The organism is Curtobacterium sp. L1-20, assembly GCF_048755855.1.
Lineage (GTDB): Bacteria > Actinomycetota > Actinomycetes > Actinomycetales > Microbacteriaceae > Curtobacterium.
Map to the genome: position 1 here is coordinate 1,077,994 of NZ_CP151473.1, position 24,533 is coordinate 1,102,526.

Annotated in this window: 26 protein-coding genes; 17 read left to right on the top strand and 9 right to left on the bottom strand. The window is 73.8% G+C overall.

Features of this window, described 5'->3' with window-relative positions:
- The first annotated feature begins 18 nt into the window (after positions 1–18).
- Positions 19–642, top strand: coding sequence for a phosphoribosylanthranilate isomerase (locus AAEP86_RS06625; protein ID WP_420369747.1), 624 nt, complete (start codon positions 19–21; stop codon positions 640–642).
- A 21-nt stretch (positions 643–663) separates the two neighbouring features.
- On the opposite strand, the gene AAEP86_RS06630 is transcribed toward AAEP86_RS06625, so the two are convergent.
- Together AAEP86_RS06630 and AAEP86_RS06635 are read right to left on the bottom strand one after the other, a co-directional pair.
- Positions 664–1,422: an HAD-IIB family hydrolase gene (locus AAEP86_RS06630; protein ID WP_420369748.1), complete on the bottom strand. Its 759-nt coding sequence runs from the start codon at positions 1,420–1,422 to the stop codon at positions 664–666.
- 157 nt (positions 1,423–1,579) lie between these two features.
- The gene (locus AAEP86_RS06635; protein ID WP_420369749.1) at positions 1,580–2,176 is read right to left on the bottom strand and encodes a nitroreductase family protein; all 597 of its coding nucleotides are present in this window, start codon (positions 2,174–2,176) and stop codon (positions 1,580–1,582) included.
- Positions 2,177–2,250: 74 nt separating this feature from the next.
- On the opposite strand from AAEP86_RS06635, the gene AAEP86_RS06640 reads away from it, so the two are divergent.
- Entirely contained in the window at positions 2,251–3,174 is a 924-nt protein-coding gene (locus tag AAEP86_RS06640) for an AEC family transporter (RefSeq protein WP_420369750.1), read from the top strand.
- Between the two features lie 31 nt (positions 3,175–3,205).
- Here AAEP86_RS06640 and AAEP86_RS06645 read toward each other — a convergent pair whose 3' ends face one another.
- A complete protein-coding gene (locus AAEP86_RS06645; RefSeq protein ID WP_420369751.1) occupies positions 3,206–4,042 on the bottom strand; it encodes an exodeoxyribonuclease III in 837 nt (278 codons plus the stop codon).
- 176 nt (positions 4,043–4,218) lie between these two features.
- On the opposite strand from AAEP86_RS06645, the gene AAEP86_RS06650 reads away from it, so the two are divergent.
- From AAEP86_RS06650 to AAEP86_RS06675, 6 genes are read left to right on the top strand one after another with little or no spacing between them, the layout of a single operon-like run.
- Positions 4,219–4,665 (top strand): Asp23/Gls24 family envelope stress response protein, encoded by a 447-nt coding sequence (locus AAEP86_RS06650; protein ID WP_420369752.1) that lies wholly within the window; start codon positions 4,219–4,221, stop codon positions 4,663–4,665.
- On the top strand, positions 4,662–4,853 hold the full coding sequence (locus AAEP86_RS06655; RefSeq protein WP_420369753.1) for a DUF2273 domain-containing protein: 192 nt from the start codon (positions 4,662–4,664) through the stop codon (positions 4,851–4,853). The genes AAEP86_RS06650 and AAEP86_RS06655 overlap by 4 nt, the downstream gene beginning before the upstream one ends.
- Positions 4,850–5,275: a hypothetical protein gene (locus AAEP86_RS06660; RefSeq protein WP_420369754.1), complete on the top strand. Its 426-nt coding sequence runs from the start codon at positions 4,850–4,852 to the stop codon at positions 5,273–5,275. The genes AAEP86_RS06655 and AAEP86_RS06660 overlap by 4 nt, the downstream gene beginning before the upstream one ends.
- Complete coding sequence (locus AAEP86_RS06665; RefSeq protein WP_420369755.1) at positions 5,272–5,895, top strand: hypothetical protein; 624 nt, start codon at positions 5,272–5,274, stop codon at positions 5,893–5,895. The genes AAEP86_RS06660 and AAEP86_RS06665 overlap by 4 nt, the downstream gene beginning before the upstream one ends.
- Positions 5,892–6,485 (top strand): hypothetical protein, encoded by a 594-nt coding sequence (locus tag AAEP86_RS06670; protein WP_420369756.1) that lies wholly within the window; start codon positions 5,892–5,894, stop codon positions 6,483–6,485. Before AAEP86_RS06665 ends, AAEP86_RS06670 begins: the two co-directional genes overlap by 4 nt.
- 12 nt (positions 6,486–6,497) lie before the next feature.
- Complete coding sequence (locus tag AAEP86_RS06675) at positions 6,498–7,289, top strand: phosphotransferase (RefSeq protein WP_420369757.1); 792 nt, start codon at positions 6,498–6,500, stop codon at positions 7,287–7,289.
- Here the strand turns inward: AAEP86_RS06675 and AAEP86_RS06680 are convergent.
- Positions 7,286–8,620: a M23 family metallopeptidase gene (locus AAEP86_RS06680; protein ID WP_420369758.1), complete on the bottom strand. Its 1,335-nt coding sequence runs from the start codon at positions 8,618–8,620 to the stop codon at positions 7,286–7,288. The two genes, AAEP86_RS06675 and AAEP86_RS06680, sit on opposite strands and share 4 nt — an antisense overlap.
- A gap of 91 nt (positions 8,621–8,711) precedes the next feature.
- Positions 8,712–10,379 (bottom strand): hypothetical protein, encoded by a 1,668-nt coding sequence (locus tag AAEP86_RS06685; protein ID WP_420369759.1) that lies wholly within the window; start codon positions 10,377–10,379, stop codon positions 8,712–8,714.
- Positions 10,380–10,465: 86 nt separating this feature from the next.
- On the opposite strand from AAEP86_RS06685, the gene pyrE reads away from it, so the two are divergent.
- From pyrE to AAEP86_RS06705, 4 genes are all read left to right on the top strand, one after another.
- The gene (gene pyrE, locus AAEP86_RS06690; protein ID WP_420369760.1) at positions 10,466–11,017 is read left to right on the top strand and encodes an orotate phosphoribosyltransferase; all 552 of its coding nucleotides are present in this window, start codon (positions 10,466–10,468) and stop codon (positions 11,015–11,017) included.
- The gene (locus AAEP86_RS06695) at positions 11,014–13,269 is read left to right on the top strand and encodes a hypothetical protein (RefSeq protein WP_420369761.1); all 2,256 of its coding nucleotides are present in this window, start codon (positions 11,014–11,016) and stop codon (positions 13,267–13,269) included. Before pyrE ends, AAEP86_RS06695 begins: the two co-directional genes overlap by 4 nt.
- 95 nt (positions 13,270–13,364) lie before the next feature.
- Positions 13,365–14,009, top strand: a complete 645-nt coding sequence (locus AAEP86_RS06700; RefSeq protein ID WP_420369762.1) for a HEAT repeat domain-containing protein — start codon at positions 13,365–13,367, stop codon at positions 14,007–14,009.
- Between the two features lie 318 nt (positions 14,010–14,327).
- Positions 14,328–15,635, top strand: coding sequence for a sodium:proton exchanger (locus AAEP86_RS06705; protein WP_420369763.1), 1,308 nt, complete (start codon positions 14,328–14,330; stop codon positions 15,633–15,635).
- Between the two features lie 18 nt (positions 15,636–15,653).
- Here the strand turns inward: AAEP86_RS06705 and AAEP86_RS06710 are convergent, their stop codons facing one another.
- Positions 15,654–16,343 (bottom strand): metal-dependent transcriptional regulator, encoded by a 690-nt coding sequence (locus tag AAEP86_RS06710; protein ID WP_420369764.1) that lies wholly within the window; start codon positions 16,341–16,343, stop codon positions 15,654–15,656.
- Positions 16,344–16,380: 37 nt separating this feature from the next.
- On the opposite strand from AAEP86_RS06710, the gene AAEP86_RS06715 reads away from it, so the two are divergent.
- The 3 genes from AAEP86_RS06715 (at position 16,381) to AAEP86_RS06725 (ending at position 20,217) form a co-directional block, all read left to right on the top strand.
- A complete protein-coding gene (locus tag AAEP86_RS06715; RefSeq protein WP_420369765.1) occupies positions 16,381–17,271 on the top strand; it encodes a CPBP family intramembrane glutamic endopeptidase in 891 nt (296 codons plus the stop codon).
- A gap of 170 nt (positions 17,272–17,441) precedes the next feature.
- Positions 17,442–19,238 (top strand): phosphatase PAP2 family protein, encoded by a 1,797-nt coding sequence (locus AAEP86_RS06720; protein WP_420369766.1) that lies wholly within the window; start codon positions 17,442–17,444, stop codon positions 19,236–19,238.
- Positions 19,239–19,338: 100 nt separating this feature from the next.
- Entirely contained in the window at positions 19,339–20,217 is an 879-nt protein-coding gene (locus AAEP86_RS06725; protein ID WP_420369767.1) for a L,D-transpeptidase, read from the top strand.
- 21 nt (positions 20,218–20,238) lie between these two features.
- Here AAEP86_RS06725 and AAEP86_RS06730 read toward each other — a convergent pair whose 3' ends face one another.
- Positions 20,239–21,033 (bottom strand): methyltransferase domain-containing protein, encoded by a 795-nt coding sequence (locus tag AAEP86_RS06730; RefSeq protein WP_420369768.1) that lies wholly within the window; start codon positions 21,031–21,033, stop codon positions 20,239–20,241.
- 2 nt (positions 21,034–21,035) lie between these two features.
- Positions 21,036–21,833, bottom strand: a complete 798-nt coding sequence (locus AAEP86_RS06735) for an HAD-IIA family hydrolase (RefSeq protein ID WP_420369769.1) — start codon at positions 21,831–21,833, stop codon at positions 21,036–21,038.
- A 177-nt stretch (positions 21,834–22,010) separates the two neighbouring features.
- On the opposite strand from AAEP86_RS06735, the gene AAEP86_RS06740 reads away from it, so the two are divergent.
- Both AAEP86_RS06740 and AAEP86_RS06745 read left to right on the top strand, forming a co-directional pair.
- Positions 22,011–22,688 (top strand): TetR/AcrR family transcriptional regulator C-terminal domain-containing protein, encoded by a 678-nt coding sequence (locus tag AAEP86_RS06740; RefSeq protein ID WP_420369770.1) that lies wholly within the window; start codon positions 22,011–22,013, stop codon positions 22,686–22,688.
- 75 nt (positions 22,689–22,763) lie between these two features.
- Positions 22,764–23,399, top strand: a complete 636-nt coding sequence (locus AAEP86_RS06745) for a TrmH family RNA methyltransferase (RefSeq protein ID WP_420369771.1) — start codon at positions 22,764–22,766, stop codon at positions 23,397–23,399.
- Between the two features lie 125 nt (positions 23,400–23,524).
- Here AAEP86_RS06745 and AAEP86_RS06750 read toward each other — a convergent pair whose 3' ends face one another.
- Positions 23,525–24,523, bottom strand: a complete 999-nt coding sequence (locus tag AAEP86_RS06750; RefSeq protein WP_420369772.1) for a LacI family DNA-binding transcriptional regulator — start codon at positions 24,521–24,523, stop codon at positions 23,525–23,527.
- Positions 24,524–24,533: the final 10 nt, after the last annotated feature.

Here is a 24,533-nt window from a genome sequence, read left to right on the forward strand (position 1 = left end):
CCTGGCAGGATGGACGGCATGACCGACCAGCGCTGGATCAAGATCTGCGGCCTGTCGACGCCCGAGACCGTCGACGCCGCCATCGACGCGGGCGCCGACGCGGTCGGGTTCGTCTTCGCGGCCGGCAGCCCCCGCACCGTCACCGCGGACCTCGCGAAGGAGCTCGTGGAGCGGGTGCCGGACGGCATCGACGCCGTCGGTGTGTTCCGCGACCAGCGGATCGACGAGATCGTGGGCATCGCGTCCGAGGTCGGGCTGACCACCCTGCAGCTCCACGGCGGCGAGTCGGCGACCGACTTCGCCCGCGCACGCGACGCCGGCTTCTTCACGATCCGTGCCGTCGCCGCCGAGGACTACCTCCGCGAGACCGCGGAGGTGCGCGCGTCGTTCGACCACGACCTGCTGCTGCTCGACGCGGCCGTGCCGGGGAGCGGTCGGCTCATCGACCCCGCCTCGATCGCGGGCGGGATCGACGAGGCCTGGATCCTCGCCGGTGGGCTCACCCCGGCCAACGTCGTCGCCGCGGTCGAGGCGCTCGACCCGGACGGGGTGGACGTCTCGAGCGGCGTGGAGACGGAGCGCGGCGTCAAGGACGCGGCGAAGATCCGGGCGTTCGTCGAGGCCGTCCGCAGCATCCCCTGACCGTGGGGGCCGGCGGCGACGTCAGCGCAGCGTCGGGATGAGCTCGGTCAGGAAGGCGTCGGTGTCCTCCCAGCCCTCCACCGCGTGGCAGGGGACACCGAGTGCCTTCACGGGGTAGTCGTTGCCCTCGGGGTCGAGCCGGTCGCCGACGAACAGCATGTCGTCGAGCGCGATGCCGGTGAGCTCCGCGAGCCGCTGCATGCCGTACGCCTTGTCGATGCCCTTGCGGGTGATGTCGACGCTGGTCGAGCCGCCGGAGCGGACCTCGAGGTCGGGGAGTTCCGCCTGCACGCGCCGACGGAGGTCGTCCTTCTTCGCCCCCGTCGGGTCCCACTGCTTCTTCACGTCGACCGGAGCGGCCTGGCCGAGCGCCGAGAACGTGACCTGGGACCCACGGTCCTCGAGGATGGCGCCCCAGGTCTCCGACTCCCAGTAGCCGGCGTCCTTCGCCTGCGCCTCGACCGCGGCGAGGGCCCGGGCCTTCTGGTCGTCGGTGAGGTCCTCCGCGTACTGGAGCGCCCAGTCGTCGCCGGCCCAGCGGTAGTAGGCGGTGCCGCAGGTGGGCATGAGGTGCAGGTCGTCGAGGACGAGGCCCGCGCGCCGGCGGAGCGGTGTGACGAGCTGCTGTTCGAACTGCTGGAAGTTGCCGCCGGAGATGACCGCGACCGGTACGACCTCGAGCAGGGACGCGAAGGTCTCGAGCATGCGGGGGTCGAGTGCGGACTTCGAGGGGGCGAGGGTGTCGTCCAGGTCGAAGGCGACGAGTCGGGGCGTGGTCATGCCCCGATTCTGTCAGGTCGGGCACCGGGGGCGTCCGCACGGACTCACCGGCCAGCACGGTGCCCGTGGGCCCACGGGTCCACGGCCCCACGGGCCCTCGGACGACGACGGCCGCGTCCTCCGGGGAGGGCGCGGCCGCGTGGTGGTCCGAGGGCGACTACTCCTTGACGAGGACGACCTCGTCGAGCGGGATCCGGGTGCGCGGGGCGACCTCGCGCGCGGCGGCCTTCTCGTCGAGCTGCGCCGGGTCCGCCACGGTGCCGATCGCGGTCACGGTGAAGGGCAGGAAGCGCTCCGGCAGGTCGAACGCGGCGCGGAGGCCGGCGGCGTCGATGCCCGCCATCTGGTGGACGTGGAGGCCCTCGGCGTGCGCCTGGACGGTCAGCGCCGCGAGCGACTGGCCGAGGTCGTACTGCGCGAAGGGGCGCTCGTCGCCGTCCTCGGTCACGGTCTCGAGCACGCCGACGACGAGGGCGCTGGCGCGGAAGGCCCACGTGGCGTTGAAGCCGAGCAGGTTCTCGTTGATCTTCCGGAACGTCTCCGTGCCTCGGCGACCGGCGATGAACCGACGGGGCTGGTGGTTCATTGCCGACGCGGCCCAGCGAGCGGCCTCGAGGACGGCGTCGAACTGCGCGTCCGAGATCGTTGCGGTCTCGTCGTAGGAGCGCGGGCTCCAGCGCTCCTCGAGCAGGGGGACGAGCGGCTGGCTGGAGTCGGTCGAACGCGTGAGCGTCGCGGAGTTCGTCGAGGTCATGGTGCGGTCAACGGTAATCGATGCGTACGCATTCCGACCACGGGACGACCGCGCGGGGTGCGAGGATGGGAGCGATGGGTGGCGTGTTGACCGGGTTCGCGATCATCGGCGCGATCATCGCCGCCGGGTACGTCGTCGGGCGCACCGGACTGCTCGGGCCGCACGCACAGTTCGTGATGAGCCGGCTCGCGTTCTTCGTCCTCATGCCCGCCCTGCTCTTCCACACCATCGCGAGCGCGGACATCGGTTCGCTGCTGTCGCCGATGCTCTGGGTGTCGCTGGTGAGCGCGGTCGCCGTGGCGCTCGGGGCGGCGGTGGTGTTCCGGTTCGTGCTGCGCCGCCCGCTGGCGACGACGACGATCGGTGCGCTGGCGTCGAGCTACGTCAACGCGAACAACATCGGCCTGCCGGTCGCCGTCTACGTGCTCGGCCAGGCCACGGCCGTCGTCCCCGTGATCCTGTTGCAGCTCATCGTGCTCGCACCGATCGCGCTGACCGTGCTCGACACCGCCACCTCGGAGGGCGGCAGCTGGGGCCGTCGGGTGTCCGGGCCGTTCCGCAACCCGATCATCATCGCGTCGCTCGTCGGGCTGGCGTTCTCGGCGACGGGCGTGGCGCTGCCGACCCCGGTGCTCGAGCCCTTCGCGCTGGTCGGCGCCGCCGCCGTGCCCGTCGTGCTGCTGTCCTTCGGCATGAGCCTGCACGGCGCGACCCCGCTCCGCGACCCGGCCATCCGCACCGACGTCGTCGTGGCCTCGGCGATCAAGCTCGTCGTGATGCCGGCGGTGGCGTTCGTGTTCGCCCGGTTCGTGTTCGGGCTCGGCGACCAGGACGTCTTCGTCCTCACGACGCTCGGGGCGTTGCCCGCGGCGCAGAACGTCTTCAACTACGCCCAGCGGTACGGGGCCGCCGTGCCGATCGCGCGCGACGTGGTGCTGGTCTCGACGATCGGTTCGGTGCCGGTCCTCGTCGCGGTCGCCGCCCTGCTGCACCCGTAGCGGTCGCAGCCGCCTCGACGGCGGCCCGACGTCAGAAGATCATCGGGCGGTCGTCGTCGAGCGACGTCTCGAGGTCCAGGTCGACCGACACCGGGACGTGGTCGCTCGGCGCGTCGCCCTTCCGCTCGTCGCGGTGGATGCGGGCGTCCGTGACGACGTCCGAGAACGCCTGCGACCCCATCACGAAGTCGATGCGCATCCCTTCGTTCCGGGGGAAGCGCAGCGACTTGTAGTCCCAGTACGTGTACCCGTCGGGCACGATCGGACGGACGACGTCCTGCAGCCCCCGCTGCTCGAAGGCGTGGAAGGCCGCACGCTCCGGCTCGCTGACGTGGGTGGCGCCCTCGAAGACGCGCATGTCCCAGACGTCCTGGTCGAGCGGGGCGACGTTCCAGTCGCCCATCAGCGCGAGGGGCTGCTCGGGGTCTGCAGCGATCCACTCCGCGGTGCGGTCCGCGAGCTGCGCGAGCCAGTCGAGCTTGTACGTCCAGTGCGGGTCGCCGACCTCGCGGCCGTTCGGCACGTAGAGGCTCCACAACCGGACGCCGTCGACGGTGACACCGATGGCACGGGCCTCGGTCGGGACGTCGGGTCCCTCGTGGCCCTTCAGGAAGCCGGGCTGACCGGGGAAGTCACGGGTGACGTCCTCCATCGGCAGGCGGCTGGCGAACGCGACGCCGTTCCACTGGTTCGTGCCGTACGCCTCGACGGTGTACCCGGCGGCCTCGAAGGCCTCGACCGGGAACTGCTCCGGCTTGCACTTGATCTCCTGCATGCCGAGGACGTCGACGTCCTCGCGCACCAGCCAGTCGACGATCCGACCCACTCGGGTGCGGACGGAGTTCACGTTCCAGGTCGCCACGCGCATGGGTCCGAACCTACCGGCCACGACCGGGTGCGGAGTGCAGAACCGGCCGCCCCGAGCCTGGGTGCGGAGTGCGGACCCGGCCGCCCCGAGCCCGCGTGCCGGGACGCGCTCCCGGTCACGGCACGGCACGATGGTGTTCCCTGGACGACCAGGACCGACCGCAACCGGAGGCACTCATGGCATCGACGACGAACCGCGTCGACGGGTCCGCGACGACGGACACCGTGACGACGCAGGTGACCACCAACGGCAGGACGATCATCGACGACGCGGTCGTCGCGAAGGTCGCCGGCATCGCCGCGCGCGACGTGCCGGGCGTCTACGCACTCGGCGGCAACGCGGCCCGGGCCTTCGGTGCCATCCGCGACGCCATCGGTTCGAGTGCACTGGCCCAGGGCGTCCGGGTCGAGGTCGGCGAGACGCAGGTCGCGGTCGACCTGACCATCGTCGTCGACTACCCGACGCCGATGATGGCGGTCGCGAGCGCCGTCCGGTCCGCCGTCACGGACGCGGTCACCGAACTGGTCGGCCTCGAGGTCACCGAGGTCAACGTCGCGATCAACGACGTCAACATCCCGGCGCTCGACGGTGTCGAACCCGAGGCCGAGGGTCGCGTCCGGTGAGCGCCACCGTCGTCGGCACGGCCGTCGGCGCGGTCCTCGGGATCGTGGCCGTGACGCTCGGGTTCTGGGCGTTCGTGGTCGTCGCCGTGGCCATGCTGGTCGGCGCCCTGGTCGGCCGGATCGTCTCCGGCGACATCGACTCCCGTCGTCTCCTCGACGTCCTGCGCGGCCGTCGGAGCTCGCGGTGACCGCAGCCGTCAGCACGCCGGGCGGGACCCCTGCTGCGGGCGGTGCGGCTCCCGCGGGCGCCGGTGGCGCCGGTGGCGCCGGGACCACCCGGCACGTGCCCGGGTACGACCGCATCGGCTCGGCGGCCCTCGTGCACACCGCGCGGGCGGTCGCCTCGGAGGCGCTCCGGGTGCCGTTCCGGGAGGCACGTGTCCGGGTCGCGGACGACGGGCACGGTGCGCTGGCGGTCGAGGTCACGGCCCCGCTCGTCGTGCCGGTGCTGGGGAGCCACGCGGGCCCCGACGAACCCGTCGTCCGGACGGCGCACCGCGCCCGCGCCGCGATCGCCGAGCGGCTCCGGCACATCACCGGCCGACAGGTGGAACGGGTGACCGTGACGTTCTCGTCGTCGGTCGTGGAGACCCCGCGGAGGGTCCGGTGACCCTCGACCACGGGACCGTGCCGCGCCCGACGCCGTTCGACGTCCACGACCGCGTCCACCGTCGCATCGTCCGTCGCGAGACGACCGCCTCGCGGTCCGGCACCGTCGTGCTCGCGATGCTCGTGCTGCTCCTCGGCGCTGCGGCTGCCGTCACCGCCGCGGCCCTCGTGCTGCTCGACCAGCAGATCGTCGGCATCGACCCGCGTGACGTCGTGGACCGGGCGGCCAGCGCTCCCCGCGGGCTCGACACCACCGTCACGGTCGGCGTCGCAGCGATCGTCGCGTTCCTCGGGCTGGTGTTCCTCGTCCGCGGGCTCCTCACGCAGCGGCGAGCCCGGCACACGACGTCCTCGGAGCGTCTCGCCGTGGTCGTCGACGACGAGGTGATCGCGTCCGCCGCCGCTCGTGCGGCCCGGTCCGCGACGCGCCTCGGCCCCGACGCCGCCGTGGGCACCGTCGGCCGTCGGACCGTCGACGTCGTCCTCCGTCCCGCCGCCGGGGTCGACGTGCCCGCCGTCGCCGCCACCGACGCCGTGCGCGCCGAACTGGCCGCGATCGACGCGGAGCCGGCGCTGACCGCGCGGGTGCGCGTGCAGCCGACGGGACGGGTGGACGGGTGAACGCGACCAACCGCGGACTCGGCAGGACGGCGCTGGTGGTCGTCGGCCTGGCCCTGTTCGTCGCCGGCGTGGCGACGATCCTCGTGCAGACGGTGCCCGCGGCTGCGTCGGCGTGGCACGACGCAGCGCGGTCCCTCGCCGACCTCGGCAGCGGGGCGTCGCGGGAGGCGTCGGTGACGGCATGGACCTGGGTCCTCGGCGGGGGTGTGGTCCTCGCCGTCCTCGCGCTCGTGGTGCTGTCGGCGCTCGGCGGGGGCCGGACCGGCACCGTGGTCGACGACGACGGTTCGTCGGACGGCGTCGCGGGTTCGGTCCGGATCGACGCCGCGGCGGTCCAGCACGCGCTGTCCACCGCCGTGGGGGCGATGCCCGAGGTCGGCTCGCTGGCGGTCGACGTCCACCGCGTCCGCGGGCGGAGTGCCCTCCGGATCCGCGTCCACCCACGTCGTGGCGCGTCGCCGCGTGCGATCACGTCCGGGGTGGAGGGCATCGTCGCCGACCTCGACGCGCTGCTCGGCGACCGGCTCCCGGTCCTGCTCGAGATCGCCCGCGGTGGCTCCGGGTCCGGGCGCACCGACCGGGTGCGCTGAGGGCAGCGCGTCGTGCCCCGGTCGATCGACGGACTGTCGCGGGCACGTGGGGACGTCGTCGTGCCGGGCGTGGTCCGGGCTGCGGCCGGCGGCAGACCGGTGCAGGCGGTGTGGGTCAACGAGATCGGCGGGCGCACGTTCCGCATCGGTCCGGACGGTGCGGCCGAGGAGTACGTGAAGGTGCTCCCGCACGCGTACGCGCCGTGGGTCGTCGGGGAGGCGGCGCGGTTGACCTGGGCATCGCGGTGGGCACGGGTCCCGGAACTGCTCGACCACGGCACCGACGACGAGGGCGTGTGGTTGCGGACCCGGGCGCTCCCCGGGTGGAGCGCGGTCGATCCCCGGTGGCACGACGAGCCGAGGACCGCGGTCGTCGCGGCCGGGGAGGGCCTCCGCGCGCTGCACGACACGCTCCCGGTGGCGGACTGCCCGTTCGTGTGGTCGACGGTGCAACGACTCGGCCGTGCGGTGGCGGCGGGTGCGGATGCGGCGTCGCTCGGCCCGGAGCCGCCCGCCGACCGCCTGGTGGTGTGCCACGGCGATCCCTGCACGCCGAACACGCTCATCGGCGCCGACGGACGCTGGGCGGGCCACGTCGACCTCGACGCGCTCGGCGTCGCCGACCGCTGGGCCGACCTGGGGGTCGCGACGATGGCGCTCGGCTGGAACTACGGCCCCGGGTGGGAGCAGCTGTTCCACGAGGCGTACGGGACGCCGTTCGACGAGGAACGCGCCGCCTGGTACCGGGCGCTGTGGTCGCTCGACGACGACGGCATCGAGACCGTGGGCGGGACGGCCGACTAGAAGCCGACGCCCCGCGCCTGCATGAACGGGACCGGGTCGACGGTGGCGCCACCGAGGTGGACCTCGAAGTGCGTGTGGCAGCCGGTCGAGGCGCCGGTGGACCCGACGAGCGCGATGAGCTGCCCGGCGGAGACCCGCTGGCCCGAGGCGACCCGGTAGCCGCCGTTGACGATGTGGCCGTACGCGGTCTGGACCCCGCCGCCGTGGCTGATCCGGACGTAGTTGCCGTAGCCGCCGTACCAGCCCGCGTAGTCGACGGTCCCCGCTGCGGCCGCGACGATCGGCGTGTAGCAGCCGCTCGCCAGGTCGGCGCCGTCGTGCTTCGTGACGACCTTGGTGATGGGGTGGACGCGGTACCCGTACGGGCTGATGACGTAGCCGCTGGCCGGCCGGACCCAGCCGGTCCCGCTGCCCGACCCCGCGGAGCCGCCGGCACCGGATCCGCTGCTGCCGGTGCTCACGCCACCGCCGCCACCGCCGCTGTTCGCCGCAGCCGCCGCCAGTGCTGCCGCGGCCCGTGCGGCCGCCTCGCGCGCCGCCTTCGCCTCGGCGGCCTTGCGGACCTTCTCGCCCTGGGCGAACTCGGCCTCGGTGCGGACACGACCCGACGTCAGGGTCGCCAGCTGGGCGTCGAGGCGGGCCTTGTTCGTCTGTTGCTCGTCGTAGGCGGTCTGCACCTTGTCGGCGGCCGCCTGCGAGGCCTGCATGCGACGCTGCGCCTCGGCGGCGAGCTCGTCGAGGGCGTCGGCTGCGCGGTCGGCCTGGGCGGTGAGGGACCGGGCGACGGCGGCGTCGGTCGTGGCTGCCGCCTCGACCCGCTCCGCCTGCTCGGACAGCTTGCTGAGGGCACCGAGGTTGTAGAGGAGGTCCTTCGCGTCCTCGCCGCCGGTGATCACGGACGCGGTGACGTCGGCGCCGCCGGAGCGGGCCATCTGCGCGGCGAACTGCCCCGCCTGGGCAGCGCTCTGCTCGGCGATCTCGGCGTGCTCCTCGGCGTCGGTGCGGAGACGCTGTTCCTTCTCGGCGGCGTCCTGCGCGTCCTTCTGTGCCTCGTAGAACTCGTCACCGAGCCGCTTCGCCTCGGCCTCGGCGTCACGGAGGTCGTCGGCGAGACCGGAGATGATGCCCTTGATCGCGGTGATCTGCCCGGCCTTGGCGGACTCCTGACCCCGGGCCGCCATCACCTCGTCCCACGAGGGGTACTTCGCGGCGCTGGCCGACGGGGCGTCGACGACGACGGTGCCGACGAGGCCCGCGAGTGCCAGGGCGGTCGCGGCGAGTCGGAGGCGCACGGTCGCACGTGCGGTGCGGTGGCTTGTGGGACGAGTCACGCGGACGAGCCTATACATCCGTACAGGCAGCGCCGACCGACGCCGCGCCGCTGTGGAGAACTCACACCAGTCCGGTCGCCGGTCGGTCGGCTCAGAAGCCGCGCTCGCTGCGGATGCGGTCCGCGCTGTCGACGACGTCCCGCCGGAGCAGCGAGGCACCGGCCGTGCCGGCGTAGTCGTACACGTCGAACCCGGTGCAGTGCGTGATCGTCGCCGGACGGCCGAGCGAGTCCTCGACGGCGGTCGTCCAGACGTCACCCGAACCGATCACGACGAACGTCGGTGCGGCGTCGCGGTAGGCGCCGAGGTCGACGAGCCAGGGGTACGTCTCGAAGGTGTCGCGCACCTGCAGCAGCTGCACGTTCGCCGACGAGTACGCCGCCAGCGGCCGGACCGTCCAGAACTGCCCGACACCGACGACGTCGCGCCCGCCGGCCCACCGGTCGAGGCAGGCGGCCGGGGTGTACCGGGCCGCCGTGACCGCCTGCGCCGTGCTCGGCGCCGTGGCGACCCCCGCGAGCAGCACCCCGGCCGCGGCGATCGCCAGGACGACCCGCACGCCACGGCGCGGTCGGTGCACCTGGGTGCGACGGACGGCGGTGCGGACGAGTTCGGCGACCGCCACGAGCGCGAGCAACGGGGCCGTCACGACGGGCTCGAGGTACCGGGGCGTCTCCGACCCCGCGACGACGACCCCGACCGACACGGCCAGCACCGTCACGAGGGGGAGCGCCGTCGCCACGAGGACGGTGCGCGAGGTCCGTGCCCGCCACGCCCAGACCGTCCCGCCGACCGTGAGCAGCACCCCGACGAACATCAGCAGGAGGCCGGCGTCCCCGGCCGCGCTCCCCGCCCGGTCGTCCGTGAGCGCCGCGAAGAACCCGAGGGTCTCGCCGGCGCGGGCGGGCTGCACGTACGTGGACGGGTCGAGCGACACGAACGGCCGGAGCGGGATGCGCAGCAGGTAGCCGACCACGGACCCGGCCGTCACGGTGCCGGCGAGGAGTGCCACCGGACGCCAGGCGAGCCGACGGGCCAGGGCGAGCAGCACCAGCGTCACGACCACCGGAGCCGCGGACCACGGGACGTACAACGGGTTCGACGCCGTCGTGCACACCGCGACGAGGGCGAGGACGACGAGGACGGTCGCCGACGCCCGGCCGACCCGGACCGACCGGAGCACGAGCACGGCCGTGCCGAGCATCGCCAGGACGACGCCGTAGTAGTAGGTCGTCGTGAAGAGCAGCGAGGCGAGCTCCAGCGACGTCGCCGTCGCCGTCGACTCGGTGAGCACCAGCAGCGTCAGGAACCCGAGTGCCACCGCGGACACCGCGATCCGCGCCGACCGCCGGGCCGCCGGCATCAGTTCGTTCGCTGCGGCACGCACGAGGGCGTACACGGCGAGGAACACCAGCACGCCGTTCAGCGCCAACGCCTGCTGCGGGGTCGCCGTGACCGCCGCCGTGAACAGGTAGACCGGCAGCTCGGGGAAGAAGAACAGCGCCGGGGACATCGCCCACTCGAACGGCTGCCCGAGCTCCATCGACCGACGGACCAGCGGCAGCAGCACCGAGTCGCCGTCGTACCAGAGGAGGGCCACCCGGGCCGTGGCGACGACGTGACGGAGGGCGATGACGGACAGGGCCAGCGCGACGAGCGCGCCCAGCGCCTCCCGTCCGGCCGCCACGGCCAGGCTCCGCCACCGGGGCGCGCGGTCCGCGCGCGCCACGTCGGTGACGGTGCGCGGTGCGGAGGACATGACCGGAGCGTACCGAGCGTGCCTCGGCCGCACCCCCACGGGCTGGGGGAGCGCGCTCCGGGGACGAGCGACTACCCTTGTGGGCTGTGACCGACGCGCGCGACCAGCTCATCCAGTTCATCTCGGACGAAGCGGTGTTCCACGGAGACTTCACCCTCACCAGCGGGAAGAAGGCGACGTACTACATCGACCTCCGCAAGGTGAGCCTCGACCACCGCGTCGCACCCCTCATCGGGCAGGTCATGACGGACCTCGTCGCGCAGGTCCCCGACGTCGACGCCGTGGGCGGTCTGACGATGGGCGCGGACCCGATCGCGAGCGCCGTCCTCCACCAGGCCGCCGTACGCGGGCTCGCCTACGACGCGTTCGTCGTCCGCAAGGAGCCGAAGGACCACGGCCGCGGCAAGCAGGTCGAGGGGCCGGACCTCCGGGGCAAGCGCGTCGTCGTGCTCGAGGACACCTCCACCACCGGCGGGTCGCCGCTGAAGGCCGCCGAGGCACTCGAGCGCGAGGGTGCGATCATCGCCGCCGTGGCCGTCGTCGTCGACCGCGACACCGGTGCGAAGGAGACGATCGAGGCCGCCGGCTACCCCTACTTCGCGGCGATCGGGCTGGCTGATCTGGGGCTGAGCGCGTGACCCCGGAGCGTCCGGAGGACGCGCACGAGCCCGACCAGGCCGCCGGTCCCGAGCACGGGGACGACGGACAGGAGGCACGGCGCGGGTCCGCCCCGGACGCTCCGTTCCACGGTCTCCGCAGTGCCGCGGACATCTTCGGCGCCCCACGCGGAGCCGACGACTGGCCGTCGCGCCGCGAGCGCCGCGAGGCCGAGAAGACCGCGCGGGAGACCGGCGCTCCGCTGCCGGAGCCGTTCGTGACCGAGCCGCCCGCGCCGGAGCAGGTCGCTCCCTCGTCGACCGACCCGGACCGCTCGGCCGACGACGACGCGGCGACCCAGGCGATCTCGATGCCCGAGCAGCTGACCGCGCCGTCGGTGAACCCGCAGGCGAGCGCCGAGCACGAGCGCGCGACCCTCGGCGAGCGGATCCCGCCGGCCGCTCCGGAGCCGCCGGCTCCGGCCGTGCCGCACCCGTCGTCGATCTCGCTGCCGACCGCGCAGGCCCACCGCGACCAGCGGGCCGCCGAGAACCGTGCCGTCGAGGACGAGCGGCGTCGCGTCGACCCGTTCGGCGAGGGCCGGAGCGACGTCGACTGGCTCGGCCGGGCGACCGGTCCGCACCCCGGCGGGGCGCCCGTCGTCCCCACGCCCGACCCGCTCCCGAGCATGCAGCAGCCTCCGGCGCAGCAGCCCCTCGGCGTCGAGAGCGTGCTGCCGACGAGTCAGGAGCCGCCGAGCTTCACCGAACTCCTGCGCATCGCCGACGCCGAGGCGGCCACGACGGGGACGGGCGGCCACGAGCGGCCGTTCGACTGGGCGATCGCCGACGACGAGGCCGGTGAGGTCCCGGCGACCCTGACGACGAACGCGTTCGACACGACGGCGCTCGCGGGTGGCGCGTGGACGCTCGCCGACGAGTCCGACGACGACGTGGTCTCCGGTGAGCTCCGGACGCCGGCCGCGGGGACGTCCCTGCCGACGGCTGCGATCGTCCTCGGGGTGCCCGACGAGCCGGACGCCACCGCGGTACCGGACCCCACCGCGGCGTCGGACGCGACCACGGCGTCAGCTGCGACCACGGCGCTGGACGCGACCGACCACGGCGACGCCGACGACGGGGCGGACGCGACCACGCGCCTCCCGGCCGACACGGCGACCACGGCGATGCCGGTCGCCGGTTCGCCCTGGTGGGCCGAACCTCCGGCGGCCGTGCCGCCGACGGCGGCTCCGCCGCTCGTCGAGCCGACGAGCACCGGACCCGAGGCCACCGCGTACCCGGCGCACCTCCCGCCCGCCGTCGGGCAGGACCTCGACGCGGTGATGGGCATCGGTGCGTACGCGCCCGCCGCGCGGTCCGCCGAGCCGGAACCACTGCCCGCCGCCGCGCCGGACGACCTCGACCAGTCCGAGTGGGACGGCCGTGAGACGAGCGACACGAGCGCGATCAAGGACCTCTTCGGCACCGAGGCCGTCGGGCAGCTCGACCACACCGGCTACGACCCCGACGACCACAGCACGCGCATGATGCCCGCGGTGGGCGCCGCGCCCGCGCACGCTCCCGGTGCGGGCCGCACGCCGGTGCCGCCGGCCGCTCCCACACCGTCCGGTGCCGACGACCGGGACAACTTCATCAACGAGGGGTTCGCGAAGCTCCGCAACGAGGGACGCCGCGGCAAGCTCCTGCTCGTCTGGGGCTCGATCGCGCTCATCGTCCTCCTGCTCGTCGCGGTGTTCGCCCTGACGAAGTGGATCCTCGGCAACACCATCGAGGAGCACACCCCGGCCCCCTCGAGGACCGCAGCAGCCTCGGCGCCGGCGTCCGCGACGGCGACGAGTGCGGCGCGGTCGACGGCTGCACCGGCGGCGTCCGCGGCACCGCAGGCCCTGCGCTTCGCGACGACCCCGGCCGGTCCCGGCGAGCACGGGTGGACGGAGCTCGCGGGCGGCGAGTGCCTCTCGCCGTTCACGAACGCCTGGGCCCAGACCTTCACGGTCGTCGACTGCGGCACCCCGCACCTCGGTCAGCTCACCGCGCGGCTGTCGGTGACCGACGACCGGTGGCCCGGTCCGGACGTGCTCGCGTCCCGGGCGGCCGAGCAGTGCCAGACCTCGGCCGCGCTGGACACCGCCGCGGCCGCGGCCGTGGGGGACGTGCAGGTCCAGGGCTCCTACGCGCCCGACCAGGCGACGTGGGACCAGGGCGACACCTTCATCTCGTGCTTCGCGTCGCGGTCGTCCGGCGCGACCACGACGAGGTCGCTCGCGCCGTAGGACGCGGCGTCGCACGCCGGCGCCAGCCCGCTCGCCGGACCGCTCGTGCCGAGCGCGGTGCGCTCCCAGGTGCGTGGGGTCTGCTGGACGGGATCATGTCGACCCTCGCCTCGTCCCTCTCCGACCCTCGTCCGTCCGTCCGGCTCCGGGCGGTGATGGCGTCCGGCACCACCCCGGACCCCGGCGACCTCGACGTCCTGCTGCAGCAGTGCGCCGTCGAGCCCGACCTGCAGGTGCGGGAGATGCTCACCTGGGCGCTCGTGCGGCTCCCGGCCGAGCTGGTCGTCCCGCGGTTGCTCGGCGAGCTGGACCGGCCCGAGGCCCAGGCGCGCAGCCAGGCGTTGCACACCCTGTCGAAGATCGGCGACGCGTCCGTCTACCCGGAGGTCGCCGACCGCCTGGGGGACGTCGACGCCGGTGTCGTCCGGACCGCCTGGCGCGCGTCGGTCCGACTGGTGCCCGACACGGAGCGCCCGAACCTCGCCCGCCGGCTCGGCCGCGACCTCGGGCAGGGCGACCAGGACGCCCGGCTCGCGCTGAGCCGGGCGTTGGTCGCGCTCGGCGAGGACGTCATCGAGCCGGTGCTGGCCGCCGCGGAACGACGGAACGGCACCGAGGTCCGGGACCACGTCGCCGACGTCCGACGACTCCTGCGGGACCCGGACGCCGCCGCGGACCTCGCGCTCGCACGCGCCCGTCGTGAGGTCGCCCTCGGGCGGACGAAGCGCGCCTCGGGCTGACGTCGCGCCCCGGGCTGTCGTCCGTCGCCCCGCGGGAGCCGTCCGCGTGGTTCCGGGGCGGTTCGGGGAACACCGGGATTCGGGCCGCCGAACAGGGCCGATCGGCTTGCGCAGGCGGATCGGAGCGCGCCACAGTGGGTGGCGAAGGGGAGTAGCTCCCAGCGCGTGCATCGACACACTGGCCATCAGGACGATCGGCCCGGTGCACCACCCGGACACGGCAGACCAGGCTGTCCGGGCGAGCGAGACCTTCGGCCGTTCCGCCACGGCCGGAGCCGCTCCCGTGCGCACCGTCGTGGCTCGACCACGAGGACCACCATGACGAACACCCTGTCGACGCCCGTGTCGCAGCAGACCGGCGCCGCCGCACCCGCTCCGCGCATGGGCGCCAGCGCCTGGGGACGGATCGCGGTCTGCGTCGCCGTCGCACTGCCCGCCGTCGTCTTCCGCATCGGCGGCTTCGCCCCGAACGCCGTCGTCGACCTCCTGGTCTTCGGTGCCGCGGTGGTCGCGGCCTCGTTCCTGCTCGCCTGGGCCGCCGAGGCCGCACAGAAGGACATCGCCGGTGCGCTGGCGATCGCCGTCCTCGCGCTCATCGCCGTCCTGCCGGAGTACGCGGTCGACCTCTACTACGCGTTCCGGTCCGGCTCGGACCCCGCCTACGAGCAGTTCGCCGCCGCGAACATGACCGGGTCGAACCGGCTGCTGCTCGGGTTCGGCTGGCCGCTCGTGGTGGTCGTCTCGCTGCTCGTCGCCCGCCGCTTCGTCCGCGTCGGCTCCCTGCCGGCGAGTGCCACGAAGGTCCTCGAGCTCGAACGGTCCTCGCGGCTGGACATCGGCTTCCTCGCGCTGCTCGCCGTGGTCGCGTTCCTCATCCCGCTGATGGGGTCGATCCCGCTGTGGTTCGGCTCCGTCCTCCTGGCCGCCTTCGTCTGGTACCTGTGGCGGGCCTCGAAGGTGTCCGACGGCGACGACGGCCACGAGGAGCTCGTCGGCATGGCCGGCAACCTCGCGTCGATGCCGCGGCGCGCTCGTCGGTGGACGGTCGTCGCCCTGTTCGTCGTCGCGGCGGCCGTCATCCTGTCCTCCGCGGAGCCGTTCGCCGACGCCCTCGTCGCGTCCGGCAGTGCCCTCGGCATCGACAGCTACTTCCTCGTGCAGTGGCTCGCGCCGCTCGCCACCGAGGCGCCGGAGTTCATCGTCGCCGCGCTGTTCGCCCTGCGCGGGATGGGCGGCGCCGCGATCGGCACCCTCATCGCCTCGAAGGTGAACCAGTGGTCGCTGCTCGTCGGGTCGCTGCCGATCGCACACGTCCTGGGCGGCGGGACCACGGGCGGCCTGCCGCTCGACGGCCGGCAGGTCGAGGAGTTCATGCTGACGGCGTCGCAGACGGTGCTCGGTGTGGCGATCATCATCGCGCTGCGCTTCCACCGCTGGTCGGCGATCGCCCTCGTGGCGCTGTTCGCGGTGCAGTTCGTCGTGACGGACACCACCGGCCGCTGGGTGCTGAGCACGGTGCACCTCGTCGCGGCGGCGGTCGTGTTCTGGATCAACCGTCGGGACGTCGTCCCGTCGATCACCGCGCCGTTCCGCCGCCCGTCGTCGCCGGTCCCCCGCGAGGACTAGCCGCGCCGGCGACCCGCGTCAGTCGCCGTCGGCGGCGAGCCAGATCGCGGCCGCGGCCGCGGCCGGCAGGTCCACGAGGGACTCCTCGCCGTCGGCGGACCGCCTGGACACGGCGATCACGCCCGCGTAGTCGCGCACCCGCTCCACCCGCAGGTGCGTCCCGAGGCCGACCCCGAGCTCGTCGAAGTACCGCAGCAGCGAGGGGTCGTCGTCGGACACCCGGTCGACCGTGCCGCACGCGCCGGGCTCGACCGCGCCGAGCAGCGTGCCCGACGAGTCCGGCACGGTGCCGTCCGCGCGCGGGATCGGGTCGCCGTGCGGGTCGTGCGTCGGGTGACCGAGGTCGGCGTCGACCCGGTCGAGGAACGTCTCGGACACCGCGTGCTCGAGTGCCTCGGCCTCGGTGTGGACCTCGTCCCACGAGTACCCGAGTCGCTCGACGAGGAAGCTCTCGATGAGCCGGTGCCGTCGGACCATCGCCACGGCGACCTGCTGGCCCAGCGGCGTCAGCACGACGCCGTGGTACGGGGTGTGCTCGATGAGCCCGTCGCGGTCGAGCTTCCGGAGGTTGCCGGACACCGTCGACGCCGACACCCCGAGGGCAGCCGCGATGTCGCGGGTCGCCAGCCCGGGGCCGCCGCGTTCACTCGCCTTCCAGACGAGCTTCACGTAGTCCTCGGCCATGGTGCTGAGCGAGGGCAGACGCATACCGCCAATCGTACGGCTGCACTGGTACAACCGGGACGTGGCAGAACAGGACCTCGGACGCACCCGTCGACGGCGTTGGCCGGTGCCGCCGTCGCTGCTGGTCGGCCTCGCGCCGCTCGTGGTGTTCGCGGCGGTCAGCGCGTGGCGGTCCCGTCCGAGCGACGACTACCCGACGCTGGGCCAGACCGTCGAGAGCGTGGTGCGGTCGCTCGTCGTTCCCGAGGGCATCGCCGTCGTCGCCCTCGCCCTCGTCGTGACCGGGCTCGGCTGGTGGCGGATCGCGACGACCGACCCGCACCGCAGCCGACTCCGCTGGGCGGCGCTCGCCCCGGTGCTGATCCTGCTCGTCTGCCTGGTGCGGTTGCCCCTCGTCGACTGGTCGGCGCTGCCGGTCCGCTACTTCCTGCTGCTGGCCGTCGGTGTGCTCTTCGTCGGGTGCTTCGAGGAGCTGCTGACCCGCGGTGTGCTGCTCGTGGGACTGCGACGCCGGTTGCCCGAGTTCGGCGTCTGGATCGCGTCGTGCGTCCTGTTCGGGCTGCTGCACCTGCTCAACGCCCTGGCCGGTGCCGGGGTCGGGGCGACGCTCGTGCAGGTGGTCTTCGCCGCGTCGTTCGGCTCGACGCTGTACGTCGCCCGCCGGGTGACGGGCAGCCTCCTCCTGCCGGTGCTGCTGCACGCCTTCTGGGACTTCGGGTCGATCGCGCTGTCCGCGACCACCGACGTGCAGGACCCGTCGAAGATCGTGTCGGTCGGCCTCGTCGGGCTCTTCTCGTTCGGGGTCCTCGCCCTCGGGGTCGTCGCCGGCGGGGTGGTCGCGTGGCGTGACGACCGGCCGCGCCGCCTGCGGCGCCGGTGGCGGACGGTACCGCCCATGGCGGCCGGCGCGGTGCCGGGTGCCGAGCCGCGCCTCCCGGCCGTCACGCGCTGACCAGGCGGCGGCCAGGAGGCGCGTGGCTGCGAGTCTGCACAGCCTGCGGTCCGGTTCACCACGTCGTCGTGATCCGTTCCTCGTTCCGCAACCCGTCCTCCGTAGCGTTCCGGTGATTCCACGCCGGTACCAAGAGAGGAGCGTCGCCCGCTCGCGGGCGACCACACCACATGCGCAGAACCGCACTCCGCGGGGTGACCGTCGCGACGGTCGCTACCGCACTCGTGCTCGGCTCGCCGCTCGTCGCGAACGCGGCGGGCTACCCGAGCGACTCCAGCAAGCCCGACCTCGTCTCCCTGCTGAACGGCTACGACCGGTTCTGGCAGTCCACGGGGAAGAACGACCTGCACGGCACCGTGCAGGACCCGGCGACGCTCGCGAAGAACGACCAGCTGACGTCCTGGATCAACCAGCACGCCACGGCGGCGCAGCAGCGCAAGGCGTTGCAGGACTCCGAGTACCAGAACGCCACGAACACCGGGTACGACCAGTCGTCGACGGTGTCCCAGGGCCTCGGCTCCACGCTCGAGAAGGCCTACATCGCCGGTCGCGCGAGCGGGAAGCTCCCGCTGACCAGCGCGCTCGTCAACTCGTCGGACGGCACCAGCGGCGCGTACGTCGGCACCGGCGACGCGAAGGCGCACTACAGCTACCCGCGCCCCTACCTGCCCGGGACCACGACCGCCACGCTGCCCGCGACCGACGACCAGACCGGCTGCGCCCCCGCGACCGTCAACGCGTCCTCGCTCGCCGCGAACCGCGCCGGCAAGCCGTGGGCCTCCGCCGACGGCACGCTCGACATCACCCGCGTGCCCACCGTGACCGACACCTCGCACGAGTTCTCGCCGAACGACGTCGTGCTCGACGCCGGCTACGGCACGAAGGGCATCTGCACCGGCGGGTCGTTCCCGTCCGGCCACACCACGACGGCGTACCAGGCGGGCATCACCCTCGCGACGCTCGTGCCGGAGCTCGCCCCGGAGCTCCTCGCCCGTGCCTCCGAGGCCGGCAACGACCGCATCGTCCTCGGCGTGCACTACCCGCTCGACATCGTCGGCGGACGCATCGACGGCGAAGCGGCCCTGGCGGCGCGCTGGTCGGACACGCAGTACCGCACCGAGGTCCTCGAACCCGCGCGCAAGGAGCTCGTCTCCTGGCTCGAGCAGCAGTGCGGCGGCACGCTCGCGGCCTGCATCGCGGCCGAGGAGCCGTACACGGACGACCCGTACGGCGGTTCGGCGATGCCCGGTGGCACCGCCCAGGTCGTCACCGACCGCGGGTCGGCCGCGAAGGTCTACCGCGAGCGCATGACCTACGGGTTCGCGGCCACCGGGACGACCGGTCTCGCGCCGTCCGTCCCGACCGGTGCGTCGAACCTGCTCCTCACGGCGTTCCCGACGCTCACCGACGCGCAGCGCACCGCGGTGCTCGCACAGACCGAGATCCCGTCCGGCGCCCCGCTCGACCAGTCCGGCACGGCAGACGGGTCGTGGGAACGCCTCGACCTGGCGGCCGCGACCAGCGCCACCGTCTCCGTCGCGACCGACGGCAGCGTGAGGGTGCTCGCCACCGGTGGCACCGCCCGCGTCCTGACCGGCGTGCTCACCGCGCCACACGGCACCTCGGTCGCCGCGGGCTCCTCACTCGCACTCGCCGGGACCGGCTTCACCGCCGGGTCGTCACTGCGGGTCGTGCTGCACTCCGACCCGGTCACCGTGGGCACGCTCACCGTCGCCGCGGACGGCACGGTCACCGGCAGCGTGACGATCCCCGCGGGGACCGCCACCGGGGCGCACACGATCGACCTGGTCGACGCCTCCGGTGCCTCGGTGCTGGCGACGCCGCTCGCGATCACGGTCACGCCCGCTGCGGCCGGTGGCGGCGCCGGCGGTGGCTCCGGTCCGGGTACCGGCACCGGGGTCGTCGACCCGGGCGACGGCGTCCACCTGCCGGTCGTCTCCGGCTGACGTCGACCTCCGACGCCTGGCCCCTCACCAGCACCACCACCTCGGCCGGCGTCCGCACCCCGCGGACGCCGGCCTCCCGCACCTCCCTGGAGCACCCGCCATGCGCACCCGCACCCTCTGGACCACCGTCGGCGTCGCCGCCGCGATCGTCGCCGTGACCGCCGCGGTCGCGGTGCCGCTGCTCGGAGGTGCGACCTCGTCGTCGTCCGCGTCCGTGCCCGCACCGACGTCGTCGCCGTCCGCGTCGGCAGTACCCGCGGTCCCGCACGTCGGCGCCGCCGCGCTCGCCGCACTGCCGGAGGCGCAGTACTCCGCCGTCGTCGCCGGGCTCATGCCGTTCGACCGCACGGTCACCGCGGCCACGGTGTTCCACCTCCGCGCCGACGCACCCCTGTTCGGTCCTGCCCGCACGGCACCCGTCGCCCGGTTCGCCGCGTCGGACTTCCTGCGCCAGCCGACGACGGTCGTCGGGCTCCGGCGCGAGGGGGACTGGGAGCTCGTCCTCACCCCGGCGCGGCAGCAGCTCCCCTCGACCTCGCACGGTGCGGGGGCCGCGGCGCAGACATCGGCGTGGGTGCCGGTGGCGTCGCTGCGAGCGGCAGCGACCCCGACCTCGCGCGTGGTGATCTCGACGAAGGACCAGACGGTGTCGATCGTCGACGGGTCCGGCGCCGTGACGCACCGCTTCGACGCGGGGGTCGGCACGGCGGACACCCCGACGCCGACCGGGGTCACGGGTTACCTGGAGCAGCGGTACGTCGACCCGGCGCAGGGCACCGGCGACCACCCGATCCAGCTGACCTCCCTGCACTCGAGTGCGGCCGACGAGCCGTACGGCGGCCACGACGGCGGGCTCATCGGCCTGCACTGGAACGCCACCACCTCGGGCGCGGTGTCGCACGGGTGCGTGCGGCTCGACGCCGAGGCAGTCGCCGCGGTGAACGCCCTCCCGCTCGGCACGCTCGTCACCGTCGAGTAGGCGCAGCGGGCGCGCGCCGCGTCAGCGCTTGCGGCCGACGGCGAAGACCCGGCGGAACGGGTACACCGTGCCGTGGGCGCTCGCCGGGTACGCCTCGCGGAGCGCCGCCGCGTACCGCTCCGTGTAGGCCGCGGTGAGCGCACCCGAGGGGTCGGCCGCGTCGAGCGCGGCCAGGGCCGGCCGGAGCCCCGTCCCGCGCACCCACGACAGCACCGGGTCCGGTCCCGGCAGCAGCTGCGCGTAGGTCGTCTCCCACGCGCGCGCGTCGAAGCCGGCATCGAGCAGGACGCCGAGGTACCCGGCGGGGTCGAGCACGGGGTCCGCCCGGAGGACACCGTCGAGAGCGGAGGCCCACGGGCCGTCGGCCGCGACCGACCGCATGAGCGCGTGCGACGGCGACCCGAAGTTGCCCGGCACCTGCATCGCGAACCACGACCCGGACGGCATCGCCCCGAGCCACCGCGGCAACAGCGACACGTGCGACGGCACCCACTGCAGCGCGGCGTTCGTCACGACGACGTCGTCGGTCGGGCCGGGCGTCCAGTCCTCGATCGCGCCGAGTTCGAAGGCGAGGTTCGGCGCGGCCGGCACCGACGCCAGCATCTCCGCCGAGGAGTCGATCCCGACCACCGTCGACGAACGCCACCGCGCTGCCAACGTGGCGGTGAGGGTCCCGGGGCCGCAGCCGAGGTCGACGACGCGACGGGGCGCCTCCCGGCCGTCCCCGGCCGCCCACGCGACCTGCGCGACCAGGTCGTGGAAGGGGCGGGCGCGGTCGTCCGCGAACGCGGCGTACCGGTCCGGGTCCCAGCGCACCGCTAGATCTCGACCTCGAACGGCTCGGTCCTGACCAGCTCGTGCACGCCGGAGATGACCTCGCTCGGGCGGAACGGGTACCGGTCGATCTCCGCCTGGTCGCTGATGCCGGTCATGACGAGCACGGTGTGGAGCCCCGCCTCGATGCCGGCCTGCACGTCGGTGTCCATCCGGTCGCCGATCATGCCGGTGTTCTCGGAGTGCGCGCCGATCCGGTTCATCGCCGAGCGGAACATCATCGGGTTCGGCTTGCCGACGACGTAGGGCTGCTTGCCGGTGGCCTTCTCGATCATGGCGGCGATCGCGCCCGTCGCCGGCAGGACGCCCTCGGCGCTCGGGCCGGTCGCGTCCGGGTTCGTGACGATGAAGCGCGCACCGTCACGGATGAGCCGGACGGCCTTCGTGATCGCCTCGAACGAGTAGTTGCGGGTCTCGCCGACGACGACGTAGTCCGGTGCGGTCTCGGTCATGATGAAGCCGGCCTCGTGCAGTGCCGTCGTCATGCCGGCCTCGCCGATCACGAACGCGGAGCCGCCGGGCATCTGCGACCTGCAGAAGTCCGCCGTGGCGAGGGCCGACGTCCAGATGCGTTCCTCCGGCACCTCGAGCCCGGACCAGCGGAGCCGGGCGCTGAGGTCGCGCGGCGTGAAGATCGAGTTGTTCGTGAGGACGAGGAACTCCGTGCCCTCGTCCAGCCACTGCTGGATGAGCTCCGGCGCGCCCGGGAGCGCCTGGTTCTCGTGGACGAGCACGCCGTCCATGTCGGTCAGCCAGCACTCGACCTCGTCGCGGGTTGCCATGCTCCTCACCCTAGTGCGCGGCCGTGACGGCCCGGCTCGGTGCCGCCTCCGCGGAGGCCGGGAGGCGCGGGTCGGCTCGTGCCGGTCGGTCGCGGTACCGGGACGGTCGGGACACCGAACGCCGGTCGGCTCTGCCCTAGGCTTTCCGGGACACGTACCGAATCAAGGAGACCCGAAGTGCTCGTCGAACCCGGAACCCCGACCGTCACACCCCGGCCCACCGCGGCGCCGGAGCAGGCCGAGGGCACTCCGCGACGACGCCGTGGCCGCCCGAACGCCCTCGGTCGCGAGCAGGTGGTCGACGCGGCGACGGCCATCGCGAACGAGGACGGCATCGACCGCCTGTCCTTCCGCGCCCTCGGCGCCCGGCTCGGCGTCGCGCCGATGACGGTGCACCGGACCATCGGCGGACTCGACGACCTGCACGCCGAACTCGTCCGACGCACCGTCGACGAGTTCACCGCGACGTTCGTCTGGCCGTCCGAGTGGCACGCGGTCGTCCGGACCTTCGCCACCACCTTCCGCGACCTGATGCAGACCCACCCGCTCGTCCTCGAGTCGCACAGCCGCAAGGGTGCCCTGGTGTCGACGGAGTCCGACGCCGTGGTGGCGAAGGTCGTCGGAGCACTGCGCGAGGCCGGCCTGTCCGATGCCGAGGCGATGTACGCGTTCTTCGTGGTCTACGACTTCGTCGTCGGCCACACCTCGGTGCAGATCGGGCGCGGCGACCGCGAGGCCGGTCGGCCCGAGCGGCACGCCCTCGTGGGGGAGCTGCTCGGGACGCACTCGTACGACGACCGCTTCGTGCTCGGGCTCGACGTCCTCATCGCCGGGATCGAGGCGCGCATCCGCTGACCCGCCGCTCGCCCGGAGCCGGCCGAGCCCCTCCCCCCGCGCGAGGCGCCCGGCCCCCGGCCGTACGCTGGGGGCGTGACCGAAGCGCCCGAACCGTCGCACGAGCGGACGACGAACGGCGTCGGACCGCATCCTGAGCCGTGGCCCGACGATCCGCGGCTCGACCCCGAGCTCCTGGCGGCCGGGGACACCCGCAACGTGGTCGACCGGTTCCGGTACTGGTCGATGGAGGCGATCGTCGCCGACCTCGACACCCGCAGGCACGCGTTCGACGTCGCGATCGAGAACTGGCAGCACGACCTGAACATCGGGTCGATCGTCCGGAGCGCGAACGCGTTCCTCGCCGGCACGGTGCACATCATCGGACGCCGCCGGTGGAACAAGCGCGGCGCGATGGTGACCGACCGCTACCAGCACGTCCGACACCACCCGGACGTCGCGGCCTTCCTGACGGCGATGCGGGACGAGGGACGCCCGGTGATCGCGATCGACAACACCCCCGGTGCCGAGCGGATCGAGTCCGCTGCCGTCCCGGAGCGGTGCGTGTTCCTGTTCGGACAGGAGGGCCCCGGGCTCACCGACGAGGCGGTCGCCGGCGCGGACGGGCACCTCGAGATCACGCAGTTCGGCTCGACGCGGAGCATCAACGCCTCGGCTGCCGCCGCGATCGTCATGCACAGCTGGGTCGTGCAGCACGCCGGACTGCCCTGATCCGCGGCGTCCCTGGCGGACGGACCAGGACCGGGTCGGGACGGCGACCGGGACGCGCCCGACCCGGCGGAGGTGCGCGGCGCCTCCCGTCCGGCCGCAGGGCAGCGCGTCAGCGCGTCAGCGCGTCAGCGCGTCGCCGTGGTGCGTCGGGCGACCAGGCGCGGTTCGACGAGGACCTCGGTCGCCGCGAGCGACGGGTCCGCGATCCTCGCGAGCAACCGTTCGCCGGCCCCGCGTCCGATGTCGACGCTGCGGTCGTCGATGCTCGTCAGTCCCACGTACCGCGTCGCGGCCAGCGGGGTGTCGTCGTAGCCCATCACCGAGACGTCCTCCGGGACGCGCAGGCCCCGGGCGGCCAGCTCCGAGAGCGCACCGATCGCCATCACGTCGTTCGCAGCGAAGACGGCCGTGACGTCCGGGTGCTCGTCGAGCAGCTGCCCGACGGCGCGGGAGCCCGCTTCCTCGGTCGGCTCGTCCGGCAGCACGACGACCGCGACCGACGCCGCGGACCCGACCCCCTCGACGAACCCGGCTCGACGTTCGGCCGACGCGGCCGACCGCGCCCCGACGAACCCGAGCCGGACGTGTCCGAGGCCGAGCAGGTGCTCCGCCGCCATGCGTCCGCCGGCGCGGTCGTCGTTCGCGACGGTGTCCGCACGCGGGATCGTGACACGACCGCCGGCGATGACCAGCGGCGTCGATGCGGGGATCGCCAGGTCGGTGTCGGGCTCGCCGGCGATGACCAGGCCCTCGACCCGCATCGACAGGAAGCCCTCGACCGGCGAGACGTCGAGCCCGGTGTTGAGGAACCGGTCGGCGACCACGAGGCGGTGACCCTGGTCCTGCAGTGCTTCGCGCAGGCCCGTCAGGAGGTCCACGAACCACTGGTTCCGGAAGTCGTCCAGCACCACGCCGACCGTCCGGCTCCGGGTGCCGGCGAGGGACACGGCCGCCGTGGAGGGGCGGTAGTCGAGCTCCTGGATGGCCTTGAGCACGGCGTCGCGCCGCTGCTGGCTCACCCGCGGGGAGCGCTGCAGCACGAGCGAGACGAGGGACTTCGAGACCCCGGCGCGCGCGGCGACGTCGTAGATGGTCGCGGGTTTGCCGGCTCCCATGATCTGCATCGACCTCCAT